The 16,646-nt window shown below is 66.4% G+C and carries 18 protein-coding genes; 10 read left to right on the top strand and 8 right to left on the bottom strand.

Going from position 1 to position 16,646, the window contains the following annotated elements; translation table 11 throughout:
• Positions 1-10: 10 nt before the first annotated feature.
• Genes Q0071_RS17045 through Q0071_RS17035 form a run of 3 tightly spaced genes read left to right on the top strand, consistent with a single transcriptional unit; the run spans position 11 to position 3,018 of the window.
• Entirely contained in the window at positions 11-1,291 is a 1,281-nt protein-coding gene (locus Q0071_RS17045; protein ID WP_298172376.1) for a M48 family metalloprotease, read from the top strand.
• A gap of 33 nt (positions 1,292-1,324) precedes the next feature.
• On the top strand, positions 1,325-2,110 hold the full coding sequence (locus Q0071_RS17040; protein WP_298172228.1) for a thioredoxin domain-containing protein: 786 nt from the start codon (positions 1,325-1,327) through the stop codon (positions 2,108-2,110).
• Entirely contained in the window at positions 2,110-3,018 is a 909-nt protein-coding gene (locus tag Q0071_RS17035; RefSeq protein WP_298172225.1) for a hypothetical protein, read from the top strand. Before Q0071_RS17040 ends, Q0071_RS17035 begins: the two co-directional genes overlap by 1 nt.
• On the opposite strand, the gene Q0071_RS17030 is transcribed toward Q0071_RS17035, so the two are convergent.
• The gene (locus Q0071_RS17030) at positions 3,015-3,638 is read right to left on the bottom strand and encodes an HD domain-containing protein (RefSeq protein ID WP_298172221.1); all 624 of its coding nucleotides are present in this window, start codon (positions 3,636-3,638) and stop codon (positions 3,015-3,017) included. The genes Q0071_RS17035 and Q0071_RS17030 overlap by 4 nt on opposite strands.
• 94 nt (positions 3,639-3,732) lie before the next feature.
• Here Q0071_RS17030 and Q0071_RS17025 point away from each other — a divergent pair, with 94 nt between their 5' ends.
• The 5 genes from Q0071_RS17025 (at position 3,733) to Q0071_RS17005 (ending at position 7,935) form a co-directional block, all read left to right on the top strand.
• Positions 3,733-4,890 carry a histidine kinase gene (locus Q0071_RS17025; RefSeq protein ID WP_298172218.1) on the top strand — a complete coding sequence of 386 codons (1,158 nt, stop codon included), beginning with the start codon at positions 3,733-3,735 and terminating at the stop codon, positions 4,888-4,890.
• A gap of 3 nt (positions 4,891-4,893) precedes the next feature.
• The gene (locus tag Q0071_RS17020) at positions 4,894-5,691 is read left to right on the top strand and encodes a LytTR family transcriptional regulator DNA-binding domain-containing protein (RefSeq protein ID WP_298172216.1); all 798 of its coding nucleotides are present in this window, start codon (positions 4,894-4,896) and stop codon (positions 5,689-5,691) included.
• Between the two features lie 186 nt (positions 5,692-5,877).
• Positions 5,878-6,741 carry a carboxylating nicotinate-nucleotide diphosphorylase gene (nadC, locus tag Q0071_RS17015; protein ID WP_298172214.1) on the top strand — a complete coding sequence of 288 codons (864 nt, stop codon included), beginning with the start codon at positions 5,878-5,880 and terminating at the stop codon, positions 6,739-6,741.
• A 70-nt stretch (positions 6,742-6,811) separates the two neighbouring features.
• A complete protein-coding gene (locus Q0071_RS17010; RefSeq protein ID WP_298172211.1) occupies positions 6,812-7,240 on the top strand; it encodes a hypothetical protein in 429 nt (142 codons plus the stop codon).
• Positions 7,240-7,935, top strand: a complete 696-nt coding sequence (locus tag Q0071_RS17005; protein ID WP_298172206.1) for a ribonuclease T2 — start codon at positions 7,240-7,242, stop codon at positions 7,933-7,935. The genes Q0071_RS17010 and Q0071_RS17005 overlap by 1 nt, the downstream gene beginning before the upstream one ends.
• On the opposite strand, the gene Q0071_RS17000 is transcribed toward Q0071_RS17005, so the two are convergent.
• Positions 7,932-8,387: a nucleoside deaminase gene (locus Q0071_RS17000; protein WP_298172203.1), complete on the bottom strand. Its 456-nt coding sequence runs from the start codon at positions 8,385-8,387 to the stop codon at positions 7,932-7,934. The two genes, Q0071_RS17005 and Q0071_RS17000, sit on opposite strands and share 4 nt — an antisense overlap.
• Before the next feature lie 125 nt (positions 8,388-8,512).
• On the opposite strand from Q0071_RS17000, the gene rpmB reads away from it, so the two are divergent.
• Positions 8,513-8,797, top strand: a complete 285-nt coding sequence (gene rpmB, locus Q0071_RS16995; RefSeq protein WP_298172200.1) for a 50S ribosomal protein L28 — start codon at positions 8,513-8,515, stop codon at positions 8,795-8,797.
• Between the two features lie 48 nt (positions 8,798-8,845).
• On the opposite strand, the gene Q0071_RS16990 is transcribed toward rpmB, so the two are convergent.
• From Q0071_RS16990 to Q0071_RS16970, 5 genes are all read right to left on the bottom strand, one after another.
• Entirely contained in the window at positions 8,846-9,823 is a 978-nt protein-coding gene (locus tag Q0071_RS16990) for an esterase-like activity of phytase family protein (protein ID WP_298172197.1), read from the bottom strand.
• A 42-nt stretch (positions 9,824-9,865) separates the two neighbouring features.
• The gene (msrB, locus tag Q0071_RS16985; RefSeq protein WP_298172194.1) at positions 9,866-10,354 is read right to left on the bottom strand and encodes a peptide-methionine (R)-S-oxide reductase MsrB; all 489 of its coding nucleotides are present in this window, start codon (positions 10,352-10,354) and stop codon (positions 9,866-9,868) included.
• 220 nt (positions 10,355-10,574) lie between these two features.
• On the bottom strand, positions 10,575-11,909 hold the full coding sequence (locus tag Q0071_RS16980) for a cytochrome P450 (protein WP_298172191.1): 1,335 nt from the start codon (positions 11,907-11,909) through the stop codon (positions 10,575-10,577).
• Between the two features lie 91 nt (positions 11,910-12,000).
• Positions 12,001-13,224, bottom strand: a complete 1,224-nt coding sequence (locus tag Q0071_RS16975; protein ID WP_298172188.1) for an ABC transporter permease — start codon at positions 13,222-13,224, stop codon at positions 12,001-12,003.
• Positions 13,224-14,258 carry an ATP-binding cassette domain-containing protein gene (locus tag Q0071_RS16970; protein WP_298172186.1) on the bottom strand — a complete coding sequence of 345 codons (1,035 nt, stop codon included), beginning with the start codon at positions 14,256-14,258 and terminating at the stop codon, positions 13,224-13,226. Before Q0071_RS16970 ends, Q0071_RS16975 begins: the two co-directional genes overlap by 1 nt.
• A gap of 46 nt (positions 14,259-14,304) precedes the next feature.
• Between Q0071_RS16970 and queG the strand changes: the two genes are divergently transcribed.
• On the top strand, positions 14,305-15,372 hold the full coding sequence (gene queG / locus Q0071_RS16965; RefSeq protein WP_298172183.1) for a tRNA epoxyqueuosine(34) reductase QueG: 1,068 nt from the start codon (positions 14,305-14,307) through the stop codon (positions 15,370-15,372).
• On the opposite strand, the gene Q0071_RS16960 is transcribed toward queG, so the two are convergent.
• Positions 15,356-16,594 (bottom strand): FAD-dependent oxidoreductase, encoded by a 1,239-nt coding sequence (locus tag Q0071_RS16960; RefSeq protein ID WP_298172180.1) that lies wholly within the window; start codon positions 16,592-16,594, stop codon positions 15,356-15,358. The genes queG and Q0071_RS16960 overlap by 17 nt on opposite strands.
• Positions 16,595-16,646: the final 52 nt, after the last annotated feature.

Raw genomic sequence — 16,646 nt, 5'->3', positions numbered from 1 at the left:
CGCGCAATCGATGCTGCGCGATGCCGAGACCGAGGCCTTCTTTCAGGACATGGCCGCGCCGATCGTGGCGGCGGCGGGCTTCAATCCGCGTGCGATCGATCTCGTGCTGCTCAACGATCCCTCGATCAACGCCTTCGTGGCGGGCGGGCAGGCGGTCTACATCCATTCGGGACTGATCAGCGCAGCGGACAACGCGCAGGAAGTGCAAGGCGTCTTCGCGCACGAGCTCGGCCACATCACCGGCGGCCACGTGATCCGGGGCGACGAGGGCGGCAAGCCTGCCACGGGCATCACCATCCTCAGCCTGCTGCTGGGCGCGGCGGCGGCGGCGGCCGGTTCCGGGGACGCGGGCATCGGCATCATGATGGCCGGCCAGCAGGCGGCGCTGGGCAAGTACCTCGCCTTCAGCCGCGCACAGGAATCCTCGGCCGACGCGGCAAGCGTGGGCTTCCTCTCAAAGGCCGGGATTTCGGGCAAGGGCTCGGTCGATTTCTTCAAGAAACTGCAGAACATGGAGTTCCGCTATGGCTTCAAGCGCGATGCCGATGCGGAGTTCTATTCGACCCACCCGATGACGGCAGACCGCCTGACGACGATGCAGGACAGCTTCTCGCAGGATCCGGCATGGAATGCGCCGCCCGATCCCGCGCTGCAGGCGCGGTTCCTGCGGGTGAAAGCAAAGCTGGTGGGCTATCTGGCGGAGCCTGCCGCCACGCTGGCCGCCTACCCCGAATGGATGCAGGACGCGCCCGCACACCTTGCCCGCGCCTATGCGTTCCACAAGGAAGCGCTGATGGACAAGGCGCTCGCGGAAACCGACGCGCTGCTCAAGATGGACCCCAACGATCCCTATGCGCTCGAACTGAAGGGGCAGGTCCTGCTCGAATCGGGGCGGCCGAAGGACGCGCTCGAACCGCTGCGCCGCGCGACCGAGCTGACCCAGAACGCGCCGCTGATCGCCACCACGCTGGGCCATGCGCTGCTGGCGACGGAAGACAAGGCCAATTTCCCGGAGGCACAGCGCGTGCTCAAGACCGCTGTGGCGCGTGATCGCGACAATCCCTTCGCGTGGTACCAGCTCGGCGTGGTCTATGAAGCGCAGGGCGATATTCCGCGCGCCCGGCTGGCCAGCGCGGAGCAGCAGCTGGGCGAAATGCAACTGCCCGAGGCGCTGCGCAGCGCCGAGGCGGCGGAAGGCGCGCTGCCCAAGGGCTCGCCCGATTGGCTGCGCGCGCAGGATATCGCGATGTCGGCACGCGCGATGATTGAGCGGATGAAGAAGTCGCGGTAGCGCGGGGCAAGCGGCCCAGCAGGAGTTTGGTTGATGCGTTTCAGTCCGTTTCTTGCCCTTGCGCTGGTGATCGGCGCAGCGGGTGCTGCTGGTGGGTGGTGGGCCATGCATGGCCAAGGCGGCGAAGCGGCAGCGCCCGCGCAGGACACCAGGCTCGAAAGCCAGCTGGCCGAGGCGGGAATCGATGCCCGCCAGCGCGGCGCGATCGAGGCGCTGGTGCGCAGCTACATCCTCGAGCACCCCGAAGTGCTGCCCGAGGCGATGGAAAAGCTCCAGGCGCGCGAAGCCGAGGCGCGGCTCGCCCCCTTGCGCGGCGCGATCGAGACTCCGTTCCCCGGTGCGGTGCTCGGCAATCCGCAGGGCAAGGTCACTCTGGTGGAGTTCACCGACTTTGCCTGCACCTATTGCCGCAGCAGCGTGGCCGATGTCGAAGCGCTGGTGAAGGACAATCCCGATCTGCGCGTGGTGGTCCGCGAGCTGCCGATCATCGCGCCTGAAAGCGAACCCGCCGCGCGCATGGGCCTCGCCGCTGCGGCGCAAGGCAAGTATCCGGCCTTCCACAAGGCGATGTTCTCCGGCGAGCGGCCGAGCAGCGCCAGCATCGCGGCCGCCGCGACTGCGGCCGGCGTGGATAGCGCCGCCGCCACTGCTTTCGCGCAAGCGCCCGGTGTGCATCAGGAGCTGGAGCGCAACCTTGGTTTTGCACGCCAGCTTGGCATCAGCGGCACACCGGCATGGAGCGTGGGCGGCAAGCTGATGACCGGCGCAGTGGGGCGCGAGGCGCTGCAACAGGCGGTCAACGCAGCCCGCAAAGGCTGATGCGCGCCCAGCGTACGATTCTGGCGGCAGCGCTCGCCTTCGCGGTGCCAGCCGCCGCGCAACCCGTCGACGATCTCCAGCAGGACGATGCGCAGGTCCAGACGATCGGCTGGCGGCTGAGCCATGCCAATGCGTCCTATTGCGCACGCGGCGCACCCGGGATCGGCCTGCTGCTGGGCGACGTGCAGACCTTCGCCGATCCGGCTGTGGCGCGCGCGGTCTATGGCCTGGCCGGGGATATCGCGGTGGCAGCCGTGGCGGCGGGTGGCCCGGCAGAAGCGGCGGGCCTCGCCGCCAACGCGGTGGTGCTGGCAGTCGATGGCGAACCGGTCGGCCCTGCGCCGCGCCAGGGCAGCTGGGACCGCGTCTGGGCGCTGCAATCGCGGCTGGAGCAGGCGGCGGCGCAAGGCGGCAAGGTTGCTCTCTCGCTGGACGGCGGCCGTGTGGTGACTGTACCCGCCGCGCCATCGTGCGGGGTGCGCTTCATCCTCGATGATGCCAAGGACAATGCCGGCGCAACCCGCAGTCAGGTACGCATCGGCCGGGAGGCGCTGGACCAGCTCGGCGGCGACGAAGCGATGATTGCGGCGGTGCTGGCGCACGAACTGGCCCACGCCGCACTCGATCACGAAACCCTACTCGGACCGGGCAAGCGGCCCACCGCAGCCGTCCGCCGCACCGAGCGCGAGGCGGACCGACTTTCGGTGTGGATCATGGCGAATGCCGGTTACCCGCCGGAAGCCGCACTCACGATGATCCGCCGCATCGGTCCGCGCGGCCTGCTGGTGATCCCCGGCGCGAGCCACGGAAAGGCCAGCACCCGCGCCCGCGAGATGGCGGCGGAGATCGCGGAGATGCGCGCCCAGCCCGACACGAACTGGGCGCTGCGGTTCCGCCGCGAGCCTTAGGCCGGAACGCCGGCCTTCGCGGCGGTCGTTTCCATCGCCTTTATCGACGTCTCGCTGCGCGGGCGGGCGAGGACCCGGCGCACCATCGGCTCGAAGAAATCGAGCGGCAGGGTGTCGTAGTCCGGATCGAACGCGCTCTGGTCGTACTTGGCGCAGAATTCGGCGCAGGCATCGAAATGGGGATTGTCGCGGTGCTTTTCGCGCACGTTGCGATCGATGCCGAGATAGTGGAAGTAGTAGTAACCTTGGAACGCGCCGTGATTGCGGCAGATCCAGTGCTCTTCCTCGCTCACGAAGGGCTGGAGAATCGCGGCGGCGATTTCGGGGTGATTGTACGAACCCAGCGTGTCGCCAATGTCGTGCAGCAAGGCCATCACCACATAGCTTTCGGGGCGGCCATCGCGGTGCGCGCGGGTCGCCGTCTGCAGGCTGTGGGTCAGGCGGTCGATCGGGAAGCCGCCGAAATCGCCATCGAGCAGCTTCAGGTGTGCAAGCACGCGGTCGGGCAGACCGGCGGCAAAGCCGACATAATCGCGCGCGATGATCGCCCAGTCTTCCTGCGTGCCTTCCTCCATCGAATGGAACTGCGCGCGCTCTTCGGAACTGCCGTGATGATCCATGGTTCTCTCCCGTTTTGCGGGAGGATAACCGGTTTACCCAGCCACGCAAAGCCCACCTGTGGCGCGATGGCAAACTGTGGGCTACACATCCCCCATGGCAATGAAGCTGCCGCTGCGCCCCACGCCGTTCTTCGGCAACAAGAACCGCGCCTTCTGGCGTCTGCAGATGCTTGGCTGGGGCGGCGCGATGTTGCTGCGCGCGCTGTCCAGCCTTGCCAATGCGCAGCCCTGGTCGTTCCTCATCATTGTGCTGATCGCCACGATCACCGGCTTTTCAATCTCGCTGATCCTCTCGGTGATCTACCGCGCGCTGATCAACCGCACGCCGCTGATCACCTGGGGCATCACCTCGGTCGTTCTTGCCATCGCAGTCGGGCTCTATGCCTTCATCGATTCCTGGGTGATAAGCCTCTACCGGACGGACGGCGATTCCGGCTTCGCGCAGCTGTTCCTCGGCGTGTTCTACCTCGATCTCACGCTGCTCGGCGCGTGGTCGGCGCTCTATTACGCGATCAACTTCTATGTGCAGGTGGAAGAGCAGAACGACCAGCTGATGCGGCTGGAAGCACAGGCCACTTCGGCGCAGCTGGCCATGCTGCGCTACCAGCTCAACCCGCACTTCCTGTTCAACACGCTCAATTCGATTTCGACGCTGGTGCTGCTCAAGCAGACAGAGCCCGCCAATGCGATGCTGAGCCGGCTTTCCTCGTTCCTGCGTTACACCCTGATAAACGAGCCGACCGGGCGCGTGACGGTGGCGCAGGAAGTCGAGACGCTGAAGCTCTACCTCGATATCGAGCGGATGCGCTTCGAGGAGCGCCTCGGCACCGAATTCCGCATCGACGATGAGGCCTCGCCCGCGCTGATGCCCTCGCTGCTGCTCCAGCCGCTGGTGGAAAACGCGATCAAGTATGGTGTCAGCCCGCTCGAGGAAGGGGCCACGATCACCATCGCGGCGCAACTCGTCGGCCCGGTGCTGCGTGTCACCGTGTCCGACACCGGCCCGGGCTTGCAACCGGGCACCGACCCCTCGACATTGTTCGGCGTGACCAGTTCTCAATCGGACTCCACGCGCGTCGGCCTCGCCAATATCCGCGACCGGCTCGCCCAGGCCTATGGCGAGAACCAGCGGTTCGAAATCGGCGAGCGGCCGGGTGGAGGCTTCATGGTGGTGATCGAACTGCCCTTCGAAGCGCGTGAGATAGCCCCCCATCAGCAGTCTGCCGCGCAGCTCGCGACACAGCAAAGGTAGCGCATGACCATTCGCACGATCCTCGTCGATGACGAAAAGCTCGCGATCCAGGGCCTCCAGCTTCGGCTTGAAGCCTTCCCCGATGTCGAGATCATCGACACCTGCTCCAACGGGCGCGAGGCGATCCGCAAGATCAAGACCGAGAAGCCCGATCTGGTGTTCTGCGATATCCAGATGCCCGGGTTCGACGGGTTCAGCGTGGTGAGCGGGGTGATCGAGATCGATCCGCCGCTGTTCGTCTTCGTCACCGCCTATTCCGAGCACGCCATCCGCGCGTTCGAGGCCAATGCGGTCGACTATCTCCTCAAGCCCGTCGAGCCAGCCCGCCTTGCCGACGCGCTCGACCGCGCGCGCACCCGCCTTGCTGAAAAGCGCGGGCTGGAAGAGGCGGAGAAATTGAAGACCGTGCTCGCCGAAGTCGCTCCCGATGCGATGGATTCGATGCCCGACGACAGCGAGCCTGCGGTCGGCCGATTCGAGAAGCTCATCAACATCAAGGACCGCGGCCAGATCTTCCGCGTCGATGTCGATACGATCGAGCGGATCGAGGCGGCGGGCGACTATATGTGCATCTACACCGGCGACAATTCGCTGATCCTGCGCGAGACGATGAAGGACCTCGAACGCCGGCTCGATCCGCGCGTGTTCCAGCGCGTGCACCGCTCGAAGATCGTCAACCTCGACCGCGTGCGGCAGGTGAAGCCGCACACCAACGGCGAATGCTTCCTCGTGCTCGATTCGGGCTCGGAAGTGAAGGTTTCGCGCTCGTACCGCGATGTGGTGGCGCGCTTCGTGCATTGAGTGCAGGATTGCGCCGCAGGCTTTGAACGGGTTTCTCGCAGAGACGCAGAGAAAGAAGGAAGGGCGCAGAGTTGGCGCGCTTCCCCTCTGTGGCCTCCTTTCCCTTTGCGTCTCTGCGAGAAACTGAGCGAAGCACCTTTGGTGCAGTATCTCGACACACCTACGGCGCGTGGGTAAGCCCTCTGCATGACCACTTTCACCCTCCCCGGCTTTGATCTCGATGCCTTCGTCGCCGCCACGCTGGCCGAGGATCTTGGGCAGGGTCTGCCCGGCGGCGGGCATGATGTGACCTGCGAAAGCGTGATCCCGGCGGACGCGCGCTTTGCCGGGGTGATGGACAGCCGCGATGCGATCACCGTCTGCGGGCTCCCCATCTCTGCCGCCTTCTTCCGCGCGCTCGATCCGGCGATGGAAATCGAAGTGCTTGTCGAAGAGGGCGCGCAAGTTGCCCCCGGTTCCGCGCTGATGCGCCTCACCGGCTCAGCCCGCGCCATGCTCACCGCTGAACGCAGCGCGCTTAACACCGTGCAGCACCTCTCGGGCGTTGCCACGCTCACGCGCCAGTATGTCGATGCGATGGGGGACACGCGCGCGAAGCTGCTCGATACGCGCAAGACCATTCCGGGCCTCAGGCATCTTGAGAAATACGCCGTGCGCACCGGCGGCGGGGTTAACCACCGCATGGGGCTGTGGGACGCGGCGATGATCAAAGATAACCACGTGCTCGTCGCGGGCGGGGTGGCCGAGGCGGTGCGCCGCGCGCTCGCCGCAGGGGTGCGCGAGGTGATCTGCGAGGTTGATCACATCGACCAGATCGAGCCCGCGCTGGATGCGGGAGCTACCCGCCTGCTGCTCGACAATATGGGGCCGGACCTGCTGCGCGAGGCCGTTGCGCTCGTTGCAGGCCGCGCGCCGTGCGAGGCATCGGGCGGCGTGCGCCTCGAAACCATCGGCGCAATCGCCGCCTCGGGCGTGGACTACGTCTCTGTGGGTCGCCTCACGCAAAGCGCGCCGGCAGCCGATATCGGCCTCGATTTCACGCCGCTTTGAACTGTCTCGCAATTGCCGCCTGCTCGCTGCATGCTAGTCTGGCCGCACAGCGATCACGGGGACCCGCGCATTGAGACCGCAGTCGATCATCCGCTTCGAACAGTTCTATCTCGGTGGCACTGCAATCAGTCTGCTGACCCAGTTGCTCAATGCCATCGGGCTACTCGGCTTCAGCAGCAGTGACGCCATGAGCCCTTTCGCGCTGCTGATCCTGATGGCGGTCGGCTACGGGCTGACGTTCCTGTTCTGGTATCTGATCGCGCGCCGGGCCAGCAACATCGCAAAATGGCTTCTCGTGGTCATCACCCTGCTCGGCATGATCGGCACCGTCCCCATGCTGGCGATGATGTTCTCTTCCTCTCCTCTCGAAGCCCTGCTGACCACGCTGGTCACGCTGCTGCAATTTGTTGCGGTGGTGTTCCTGTTCCGGCGCGATGCCGCCGATTGGCTGCGCAGCAAGGGGCAGAACCAGATGGTCGACGTGTCCACATTCAACTGATGCGCGTGATCGCTCTTGCGGCGCTGGCCCTCGCGCTTCCCGCTTCGGCGCAGGCCGAGGTTCCGCAATGCCGCTTGCCGCCGCAATTGGCCGCGCCCGCCTTGCCGGTGCCGGATGGCCCGCGCCGGGTGCTGCCGATCGCGGGCTATACCCTCGCGCTCAGCTGGTCGCCGGAATACTGCCGCAGCCGCGCGCGCGATCCGCGTGCCGCCTATCAGTGCGGCGGCGAACTGGGGCGCTTCGGCTTCATCCTCCACGGCCTGTGGCCCGAAGCGACGCCCGGCAATTGGCCGCAGTGGTGCGAGGCCGCGCCGCTCTCCGCCGAAACGGTGCGCCGCAACTTGTGCATGACCCCCTCGCCCGCGCTCCTCGCGCACGAATGGGCCAAGCACGGCGCCTGCATGGCGGGCAGGCCAGAGGGCTACTTCAAGGCCGGCGCCGCCCTGCTGCGTTCGCTGCGCTATCCTGACATGATGCGCCTCTCGCGCCGCCCCGGCCTCACCGCCGGAGACCTGCGCACCGCGTTTCGCGCCGCCACCCCGTTCCTGCCCGCCGCCGCGATCCGCGTGAAGGCGAACGCGCGCGGCTGGCTGGAGGAAGTCCACGTCTGTTACGGCAAGGACTTCCTGCCAGCACCCTGCGCTGATCGGGGCGCCAGCGACGCCGCCCCGCTGAAGATCTGGCGCGGCAGCTAACGCCGCTCGCGGAAGAAGCCTCGCAGCAGTTCCGCAGCTTCCGCCTCGCCGATGCCCGAATAGACCTCCGGCCGGTGCAGGCAGCCCGGCGCGTCGAACACTTTCGCGCCGTGCTCCACCGCCCCGCCCTTGGGGTCGCTCGCCGCGTAGTAGATCCGCGCAAGCCGGGCGTGGACAATCGCACCCGCACACATCGCGCAGGGCTCCAGCGTCACCCACAAGTCGCAGCCCGTGAGCCGCGCTTGCCCCAGCGCCGCGGCGGCGGCGCGAATCGCCATGACTTCGGCATGGGCAGTGGGATCATGGTCCGCGCGCGGCGTATTATGCGCAGCGGCGATCACCACGCCGTCCTTGACGATCACCGCCCCGATGGGCACTTCGCCCACTTCTGCCGCCTGTGCCGCGGCTTCCAGCGCCATGCGCATGGGTTCGGGAAGGGGCCAGCGAGTCATGCCGGCGGGGCTAGCGCGGGTGGGGCTGCAAGCGCAACGTGCGAATCCTTGACTTTGCCCCCCGGATCGGCAAAAGCGCGCCCTTCCCGATCCATGATCGTTCAAATCCAAGCGAGTTTTCAGCCATGTCGCGCATCTGCGAACTGACCGGTAAGGGCCGCCAGGTCGGCCACAACGTGAGCCACGCCAACAACAAGACCAAGCGTCTGTTCCTGCCCAACCTGCAGAACGTCACGCTCATGTCGGAGAAGCTCGATCGCAGCTTCAAGTTCCGCGTCTCGACCCACGGCCTGCGCTCGGTGGAGCACAACGGCGGGCTCGACAACTGGCTGCTCAAGCAGTCGGACACCAAGCTCAGCCCGCGCGCGCTGAAGGTGAAGCGCGAGCTGGCCAAGGCGACTGCCGCCTGATCAATCCGCCGGGCGGCCAGCTGCCGCCCGCGCTGAACGGGCCGGGGTCTAGCGGACTTCCGGCCCGATTCGCAGCTTGAGCAGTAGCGTTCGCTGCGCCCAGACCATTTCGTTGCTGTCCGAGATCAGCCAGATCGCCTGGCTGCCATCGGCCTCGCGTGTCACGGTCATCCCTTCGTAGTTATCGCGGATACGCGGATCATCGATCCGGGCGAGCACCTGCGGCGTCAACTCAGCGCCGGAGCGGACATCCTGCGGGGCAAACACCACGATGACCGAGCGGAAGCCGAGGAGGCCGAAATGGCGCCCCAGCACGAGCAGCCGGCCATCCGGCATCTGCGCCAGTTCGCTCGGCCGGTAACCGTCCGGCATGATGAGCACAAATCGCTCCGGGTCCTCGAACGGCCGGGGCGTACCCGGAAAGATCAGAGCCGGATGGCGGGTCCGGTCCAGCCAGCGGGAATAGGTCTCGCCAATGATCAGGGTGCGCCCGTCGGCAAGGCGCGTCATCGCCTCGGCGCCCTGATTCTCCGGCCATTCGGCCAGCGCTGGCAGCGGGATTGCCTCATGCCGCGCAAGATCCGGGCTGAAGCGCTGCAGCATCGGCTTGTCCTCGTAGCCGACAACGAGATCGCCGCTCGCCGGCTCCACAAAGACCGATTCGGCATCGGTGGCATAGCGGTGCTTGCGCCATTCAAGATGGATCAGACGATCGAGATGCGCGCGCCCTGCCCCCGCCCTGTCAGGCCGCGTGAACCAGAGCACGCCGCCCCGGTCGCCCACGGCCACGAAGCCATCGTCCGTCCGGGCCAGCCCAGATAGCGTGCCGAGGCTGCGCGCACGGCCCTTGATCTGCCAGACGCCTGCCAGCTGCAATGCACCCATCTGCGGTAGATCGCTGCGCAGCGTGGGCATCAGATCGGCGAGATGGACCACCGGATCGCTGGAGGGTTCAGGCTTCGGTGCCCGCAACCAGGTGACCGGCACAAGCGCGAGGATCAGCAGGGCGAGTTTGAACGCGCGCATTGCGGCGGCGTTGCCACAGCGCACCGCCAAAAGGTAGCGCCTTCAGGCCGGCACGAACTTCAGCGCATCACCATTGATGCAATAGCGCTTGCCCGTGGGCGGCGGGCCATCATCGAACACGTGGCCGAGGTGGCCGCCACAGCGCGTGCAATGCACTTCGGTGCGGGTCGTGCCGAACGAGGTATCGACCGACGTGGCGATGCCGCCCTTGATCGGGGTCCAGAAGCTGGGCCAGCCGGTGCCGCTGTCGAACTTGGTCGAGGAGGCGAACACGGCATTGCCGTCAGCCGCACAAGTGAAAGTGCCCTTGCGATGTTCCCCCAGCAGCGCCGAAGTGAACGGCCGCTCGGTCCCCTCCTCACGCAGGATATAGTACTGCGCGGGCGTCAGGATCTTGCGCCACTCCGCTTCGGTATGGCGCAGCGGGAAGGTGCCCTTGCGCGTCGCGGCGGCGGGCGCACCGCAGGCGGCAGCTGTCATGGCCGCCGTGGCGGCGAGGAAGGCGAGGAAATTGCGGCGCGAAGGTCTCATGGCAGCCGGTTCGGGGGAATGAGTCATTCCGTTACATTCCCTGCCTTGCCGAGCCGATCAAGAGGACCGTTCGGGTGGAGCCAATCGAGGTGGGGAGATGTCCCGCCAGGTGGGCTGGGGAGGGGGGCGGGTAAGCCCACCGGCGGGACGCCACCCTCCTAGCCCTAGTTACCTGAACCGAATCTGACCGAATCGGATAGGAAAGGTTCAGGGCCCTGATTCAGCGCTTCTCGAGCACGACTTCCAGCTTGCGGAAGCCATGGACGAAGTTGGCGCGCACCCGCTTCACATCGCCCGCCACCCGCACGCGCATCTTGCGTTCGTGCATTTCCTCGAGCAGCACGCGCAGCTGCAGTTCGGCAAGCCGCGCGCCAACGCAGCGGTGAACGCCATAACCGAAAGCAAGGTGGCGGCGCGCATTGGGGCGATCGATGATGAGCTTGTCGGGGTTTTCGAACACCGTCTCGTCGCGGTTTGCCGAAAGGTACCACATGATGACCTTGTCGCCTGCCTTGACCTGCTGGCCAAACAGCTCGGTATCCGCCGTGCAGGTACGGCGCATGTGCGCCAGCGGCGTCACGATACGCAGGCATTCCTGCACCGCGTTGGGGATCAGCGAGGGATCGGCTTCGAGTAGCGCGCGCTGATCGGGGAACTGATCGAGCGCGTGGACGATGCCGGACATCGTGTTGCGCGTGGTATCGTTGCCACCGACGATCAGCAGCACGAGATTGCCCATGAATTCCATCGGGCTCATCGTCGCCATGGCCGGCGAATGGATCATCATCGAGATGAGATCGGGCGTCGGCGCCTTGCCCATGCGCTCCATCCACAGGCCCTGGAAATAGCGCGCCATCTCGCTCAAGATCTCGAAGCGCTGGTCGGCAAGGTCCGGCGCCAGCGTCAGCTCTACATCACCGGCCCAGTCGGACCAGAAGGTGAGGAGGCGGCGGTCCTTCCACGGGAAGCCGAACAGGATCGCGAGCATGCCGGTGGTGAGCTCGATCGAGACTTTGTCGACCCAGTCGAACTTCTCGCCCCAGGGCAGGCTGTCGAGCACTTCGCCGGTTCGCGCACGGATCTCCGTTTCCATGCGCACCATTTCGGCGGGCGTGAAGGCGGGCGCCACGGTGCGGCGCTGGCCGGTATGCTCGGGCCGGTCCATCGCGATGAACATCGGCATCTGCCGCTCGGCCAGCTTGACCGGATCGGTGCCTTCCGGCGGATCGCCGATGGTGATGCCGCCATGCTGCCATCCCGAGGAAAACAGCTCTGGCAGCGATTCGACGTGCTGGATCGCCTTGTGCGTGGTGACATTCCAGTAGTCGCCATACGGCGTGCCGGTGACCTTGTTGACGGGTGCCTGCTCTCGCATTTCAGCGAAGATCGGGCCCCAGCGGTCCTCGACATAGATCACCGAGGCGCTGACGTCCCAAGGCTGCGTGTGGTGCGGCGCGGCCTGCGGATTGGCGGCAAGCCAGGCCTCAAACGCTTCGTTCGCAGTGGGCGATGAGCGATAAGTGAACGGCGCTTCGGGCGCGAGCTGGGTGGCCATGGCTATCCTTCCGGGTGCGGGCAGCTCCGCGCGGCCGCCCTTGTCACTCGGTGAATACTATCCTTGCAACCTACATGGCTGTCAATAAGGTTTAGGCCTTCGCCGGACGGCGGAACCAGCCCCGACGCCCCCGCGCCGGGCCCGATTTCATCACCGTCCGGCGGAACAGCTGAGCCCCCACGCGGATGATCACGCCAACCCACACCGCCTGATAGACGAGCGCGATCAGGTGCGGCCAGAGCACCGGCGATTGTGCCGCCTGCGCCAGCATCGCGAAGGGCGAGCTGACCGGGAAGACGTAGCTCGCGGTCTCGATCCACGTGCCGGGCCGGGCCAATGCGTAGCTGGCAAAGAAGAACACCATGAGCTGCATCATCGTGACCGGCATCGAAAGCGTCTGCACTTCACGCACAGTGGTCGCCATGCCGCCGATCGAGAGGAACAGCGAGCCGAGCAGCAGATAGGCCATCGCGAAGTAGAGAAAGCCGAGGACGCAGAACAGCGGCCAGCCGACAGCTGGCGTCGCCAGCAGCGGGATCGATTTCATGCCGGCCAGCATCAGCACGCCATAGACCGAGCCCCACACCGCGATACCGACGAGGCTGACCGCGAGCATCGCGAAGAGCTTGCCGAGGAACAGCGCGTCCATCGGGATCGAGGCGGCGAGTACTTCGATGATCTTGTTGGCCTTTTCCTCGACGAGGTTGGACAGCACCATGCCGGCCAGCAGCATCGTGAGCAGGAACAGCAGCACCTGGCCCGCTTGCGCCGTGACCGCGAGATCGACGTGCTGCTTGGCCGCGGTGGTGGCGATCTTGTCCTCCGCCACCTCGGGATAGGTGCGCGGCCCCGGCGCACCGGCCTCCGCCGCGATCAGCGCGACCTGCCCGCGCCACTGGTCGACCCGCTCGGAGCTGCCGGTCAGCACCGGTTTGTCCAACGTGCCGGTGATCACGGCAGCGAGTTGCGGCGCACCTTTCACGCCCTTGCTAGCCAGCACCGTGCGCGCATCGAATTTTTCACCCGGCGCAAGGCGCGCCAGCACGGTATATTCCGGCACGAAGCCCGCCATCTTCGGCGCAAGGCCACCCCGCGCGGCAACCAGCGAATCGCCCTGGTGCGCGGGCATGGCAACGCCGATCACCGGATTGTCGATATCGCGCGAGACCTGCGAGCCCACCGCCGCCGCCATCGCGCCGATGAATACCGGGAACAGCGGGCCGATCAGGAAGAAGATGAACGTCTTGGAGAAGATAACCGCGCAGAAATCGCGGCGCATGATCACCCAGGCGGCGGCAAAATGGTTGCGGAGCATCAGCGGCGACCCTTCTTTGATCCGGTCTGTTCGGCGGCCTTCTCGGCCGCTTCCTGCGCCGATTCCTCCAGCGCGCGGGCAGCTGCCTCGCCGGCGATCGACACGAACGCATCGTGCAGGCCCGGCCGCTCGATGGAGAGCGAGAGAATGCCGGCATCGCCTTCGATCAGCGCGCGCAGCAGCGGCTCGACCCCGCTTTCAGGCAGAGTGAAGAACCAGAAACGGCCTTCGTGGCGCGCATCGGCGGGCAGCGCGGCGCGCCACGGCCCGTCCTGCACGCGGGTTTCGAGGCGCACTTGCGGACGCAGGCGATCGCGCGCGGCGTCTACCGGACCCGCGAATGGCACCTTGCCGCCGGCGATGATCGCGATCTGGTCGCAGAGCCGCTCGGCGTGGGCGATGACGTGGGTGGAGAAGATCACCGTGGTGCCGCGTTCGGCAAGACTGCGGATCATCCGCTCGAGCTTGCCCTGATTGAGCGCGTCGAGACCCGAGAACGGCTCATCGAACACCACCAGAGCGGGCTCGTGCACCAGCGTGCCGAGCAGCTGGACCTGCTGTGCCATACCCTTGGAGAGCTGCCGGATCTGGCGGTCCGCCGCATAGCCAAGGCCATGCTGTTCGAGCAGTTCACGCCCCCGGCGGCGCCCTTCCTTAAGCGGCACCCCGCGCAGTGCGGCGAGGAATGCAATGGCTTCGGTCGCCTTCATCGCCGGATAGAGCCCGCGCTCTTCCGGCAGATAGCCGATGCGGCGCGCGACTTCGGTCGGGCGCTCATGACCCAGCACGCGGCGATAGCCCGAATCGGGATCGATGATACCGAGCAGCATGCGCAGCGTCGTCGTCTTGCCCGCGCCATTGGGGCCAAGGATGCCGTAGATCGCGCCGCGCGGCACCGAAATGTCGACGCCGTCGACGGCAGTGAAGCCGTCGAAGCGTTTCACAAGGCCGCGCGCCTCGATGGCAAGCTCTTGAGATGGAACGTTGTCCAGCACGGGCGTCCCGGTAAAGGAAGCAAAGGGTTCGATCTTCATGGCGTATGCCGTTAACCGTCAGGCATGAACGAGGGGCGCAGCAAACATGGTTAACAGCGCGGAAACCATGCTGACGGAACGCATCAAGGAGGAAGCTGCCAGGCTTGGCTTCGCCGCCTGCGGGATTGCGCCTGCCAGCGATGATCCGGTCCGCGCGGCACGGCTGGAGGAGTGGCTGGCAGGCGGCAACCACGGCTCGATGGAGTGGATGGCGACCCGCCTGGAGCATCGGCGCGGTCCGCAATCGCTCTGGCCTGCCGCGCGCAGCGTGATCGCGCTGGGCATGAGCTATGCGCCCGCCGCCGATCCCATGGCGCTGGCGGACGCGAAAGACCGCGCGCGCATCTCGGTCTATGCGCAAGGGGCAGACTATCACGATGTGGTGAAGCGCGCGCTGAAGGCGCTTGCGCGGTGGATCGTGGCCGAAGTGCCGGGAGCCCAGGTCAAGGTATTCGTCGACACTGCGCCCGTCATGGAAAAGCCGCTGGGCGAAGCGGCGGGGATCGGCTGGCAGGGCAAGCACACCAATCTCGTCAGCCGCAGCCACGGCTCGTGGCTGTTCCTCGGCGCGATCTACACGACGCTGATGCTGGAGCCTGACGCGCCGCATGCCGACCGCTGCGGTTCCTGCACCGCCTGCCAGCGCGCCTGCCCGACGGATGCGTTCCCCGCGCCCTACCGGCTCGATGCGCGGCGCTGCATTTCCTACCTCACGATCGAGCACAAGGGGCCGATCCCTGCCGAATTCCGCGCGGCGATGGGCAACCGCATCTATGGCTGCGACGATTGCCTAGCGGTCTGCCCGTGGAACAGCTTTGCCAGCACGGCGGCGACCAACCGCGCGTTCCTGCCCCGCGCCGAACTCGCAGCGCCGCGCCTCGCGGAATTGCTGGCGCTAGACGATGCCGCCTTCCGCGCGCTCTTTGCCGGTTCTCCGATCAAGCGCATCGGGCGCGACAGGTTCGTGAGGAACTGCCTTTATGCCGCCGGAAACAGCGGCGACGCCGCGCTGATGGCCCCGGTGCAGCGTCTGCTGGCCGATCCCGATCCCGCCGTGGCCGATGCCGCCAGCTGGGCGCTCGACCGGCTGGTCGAGGTTATGCCAGTTCCTTGAGCGGGGTGCCCGCGTCCGCGAGCTTCTCGGGCGCGATCACGGCGCCGTTTTCCACCAGCTTGCGCCCCTGCACGTAGTCCTTGATCATGTTCACGCAATCGAGCGCGACGACCTTGCCCGCCTTGAGGTAGATCACCGAGAAGCTGCGCGTGGCGGGATCGCCGCGCGTGACGACGGCGTCATGCCCGGTCGAAAGGCCGACGGTCTGGAGCTTCAGGTCATACTGGTTCGACCAGAACCACGGCACCGCGTGATAGGCCGCTTCCACACCGCAGATCGTCTTGGCCGCGACGGTTGCCATGTCATTGGCGTTCTGCACCGATTCAAGGCGAATCACCGCGCCATCGGCAAAGGCGTTGGCATGCGCCGCGCAGTCGCCGATTGCATAGACATCGGGCAGCGAGGTGCGGCACTGAGCATCGACCGTCACGCCATTGACGCCTTCCGCGCCCGCCGCGCGCAGCGGCTCAACGCAAGGGATGATGCCGATGCCCACGATCACCAGATCGGCGGGCAGCACGGTGCCGTCCGCCAGCTTCACGCCGGTAACCTTGCCGTCCGCACCCACCAGGCAATCGACCATGACGCCCGTGCGCAGATCGACGCCGTGGGCGCGGTGATCAGCCTCATAGAACGACGAGAGCGCCTCACCCGCCACACGCGCCAGCACGCGCGGCAGGGCTTCGAGCAGGGTAACGTTGCAATCGAGCTTGGTCAGCACCGCCGCCGCTTCGAGCCCGATATAGCCGCCGCCGATCACCACGGCACGTCGCGCACCCGCATCGAGCTCACCCATCAGGCGGTCGACATCCTCGCGCGTGCGCACGGCATGAACGCCGGCGAAATCGTGGCCTTCGCAGGTCAGCTTGCGCGGATCGCCGCCCGCCGCCCAGATCATGTGGCCATAAGCGAGCGTGCGCCCATCGCTCAGCGTCGCCACATGCGCGGCGGGATCGAGCGCGGTCACTTCGGTGCCGAGCAGCATGGTGACCGCCTTGTCCGCCCAGAACGCTTCGGGCCGGATCATGATCCGATCAAAGGTCTTTTCGCGCGCGAGGTATTCCTTGGAGAGCGGCGGTCGCTCGTAGGGCAGTTCCGGCTCGCGCCCGACGACGAGGATCGTGCCGGCAAACCCGTTCTGCCGCAGCGCGATTCCCGCCTGCGCCCCGCCATGGCCCGCGCCGACAATCACCACATCGGCCGTCAGATCCGTCTCGCTCATGCCCGCACTCCTTTTCGTGAGCGCGGATTTGGCGAAAAGTCGCGGCAGGTCA

This window comes from Novosphingobium sp. (assembly GCF_027486195.1).
Classification (GTDB): domain Bacteria; phylum Pseudomonadota; class Alphaproteobacteria; order Sphingomonadales; family Sphingomonadaceae; genus Novosphingobium.
Note: the sequence above shows the minus strand (reverse complement) of the source record. Positions and strands in the feature narration are given on the sequence as shown.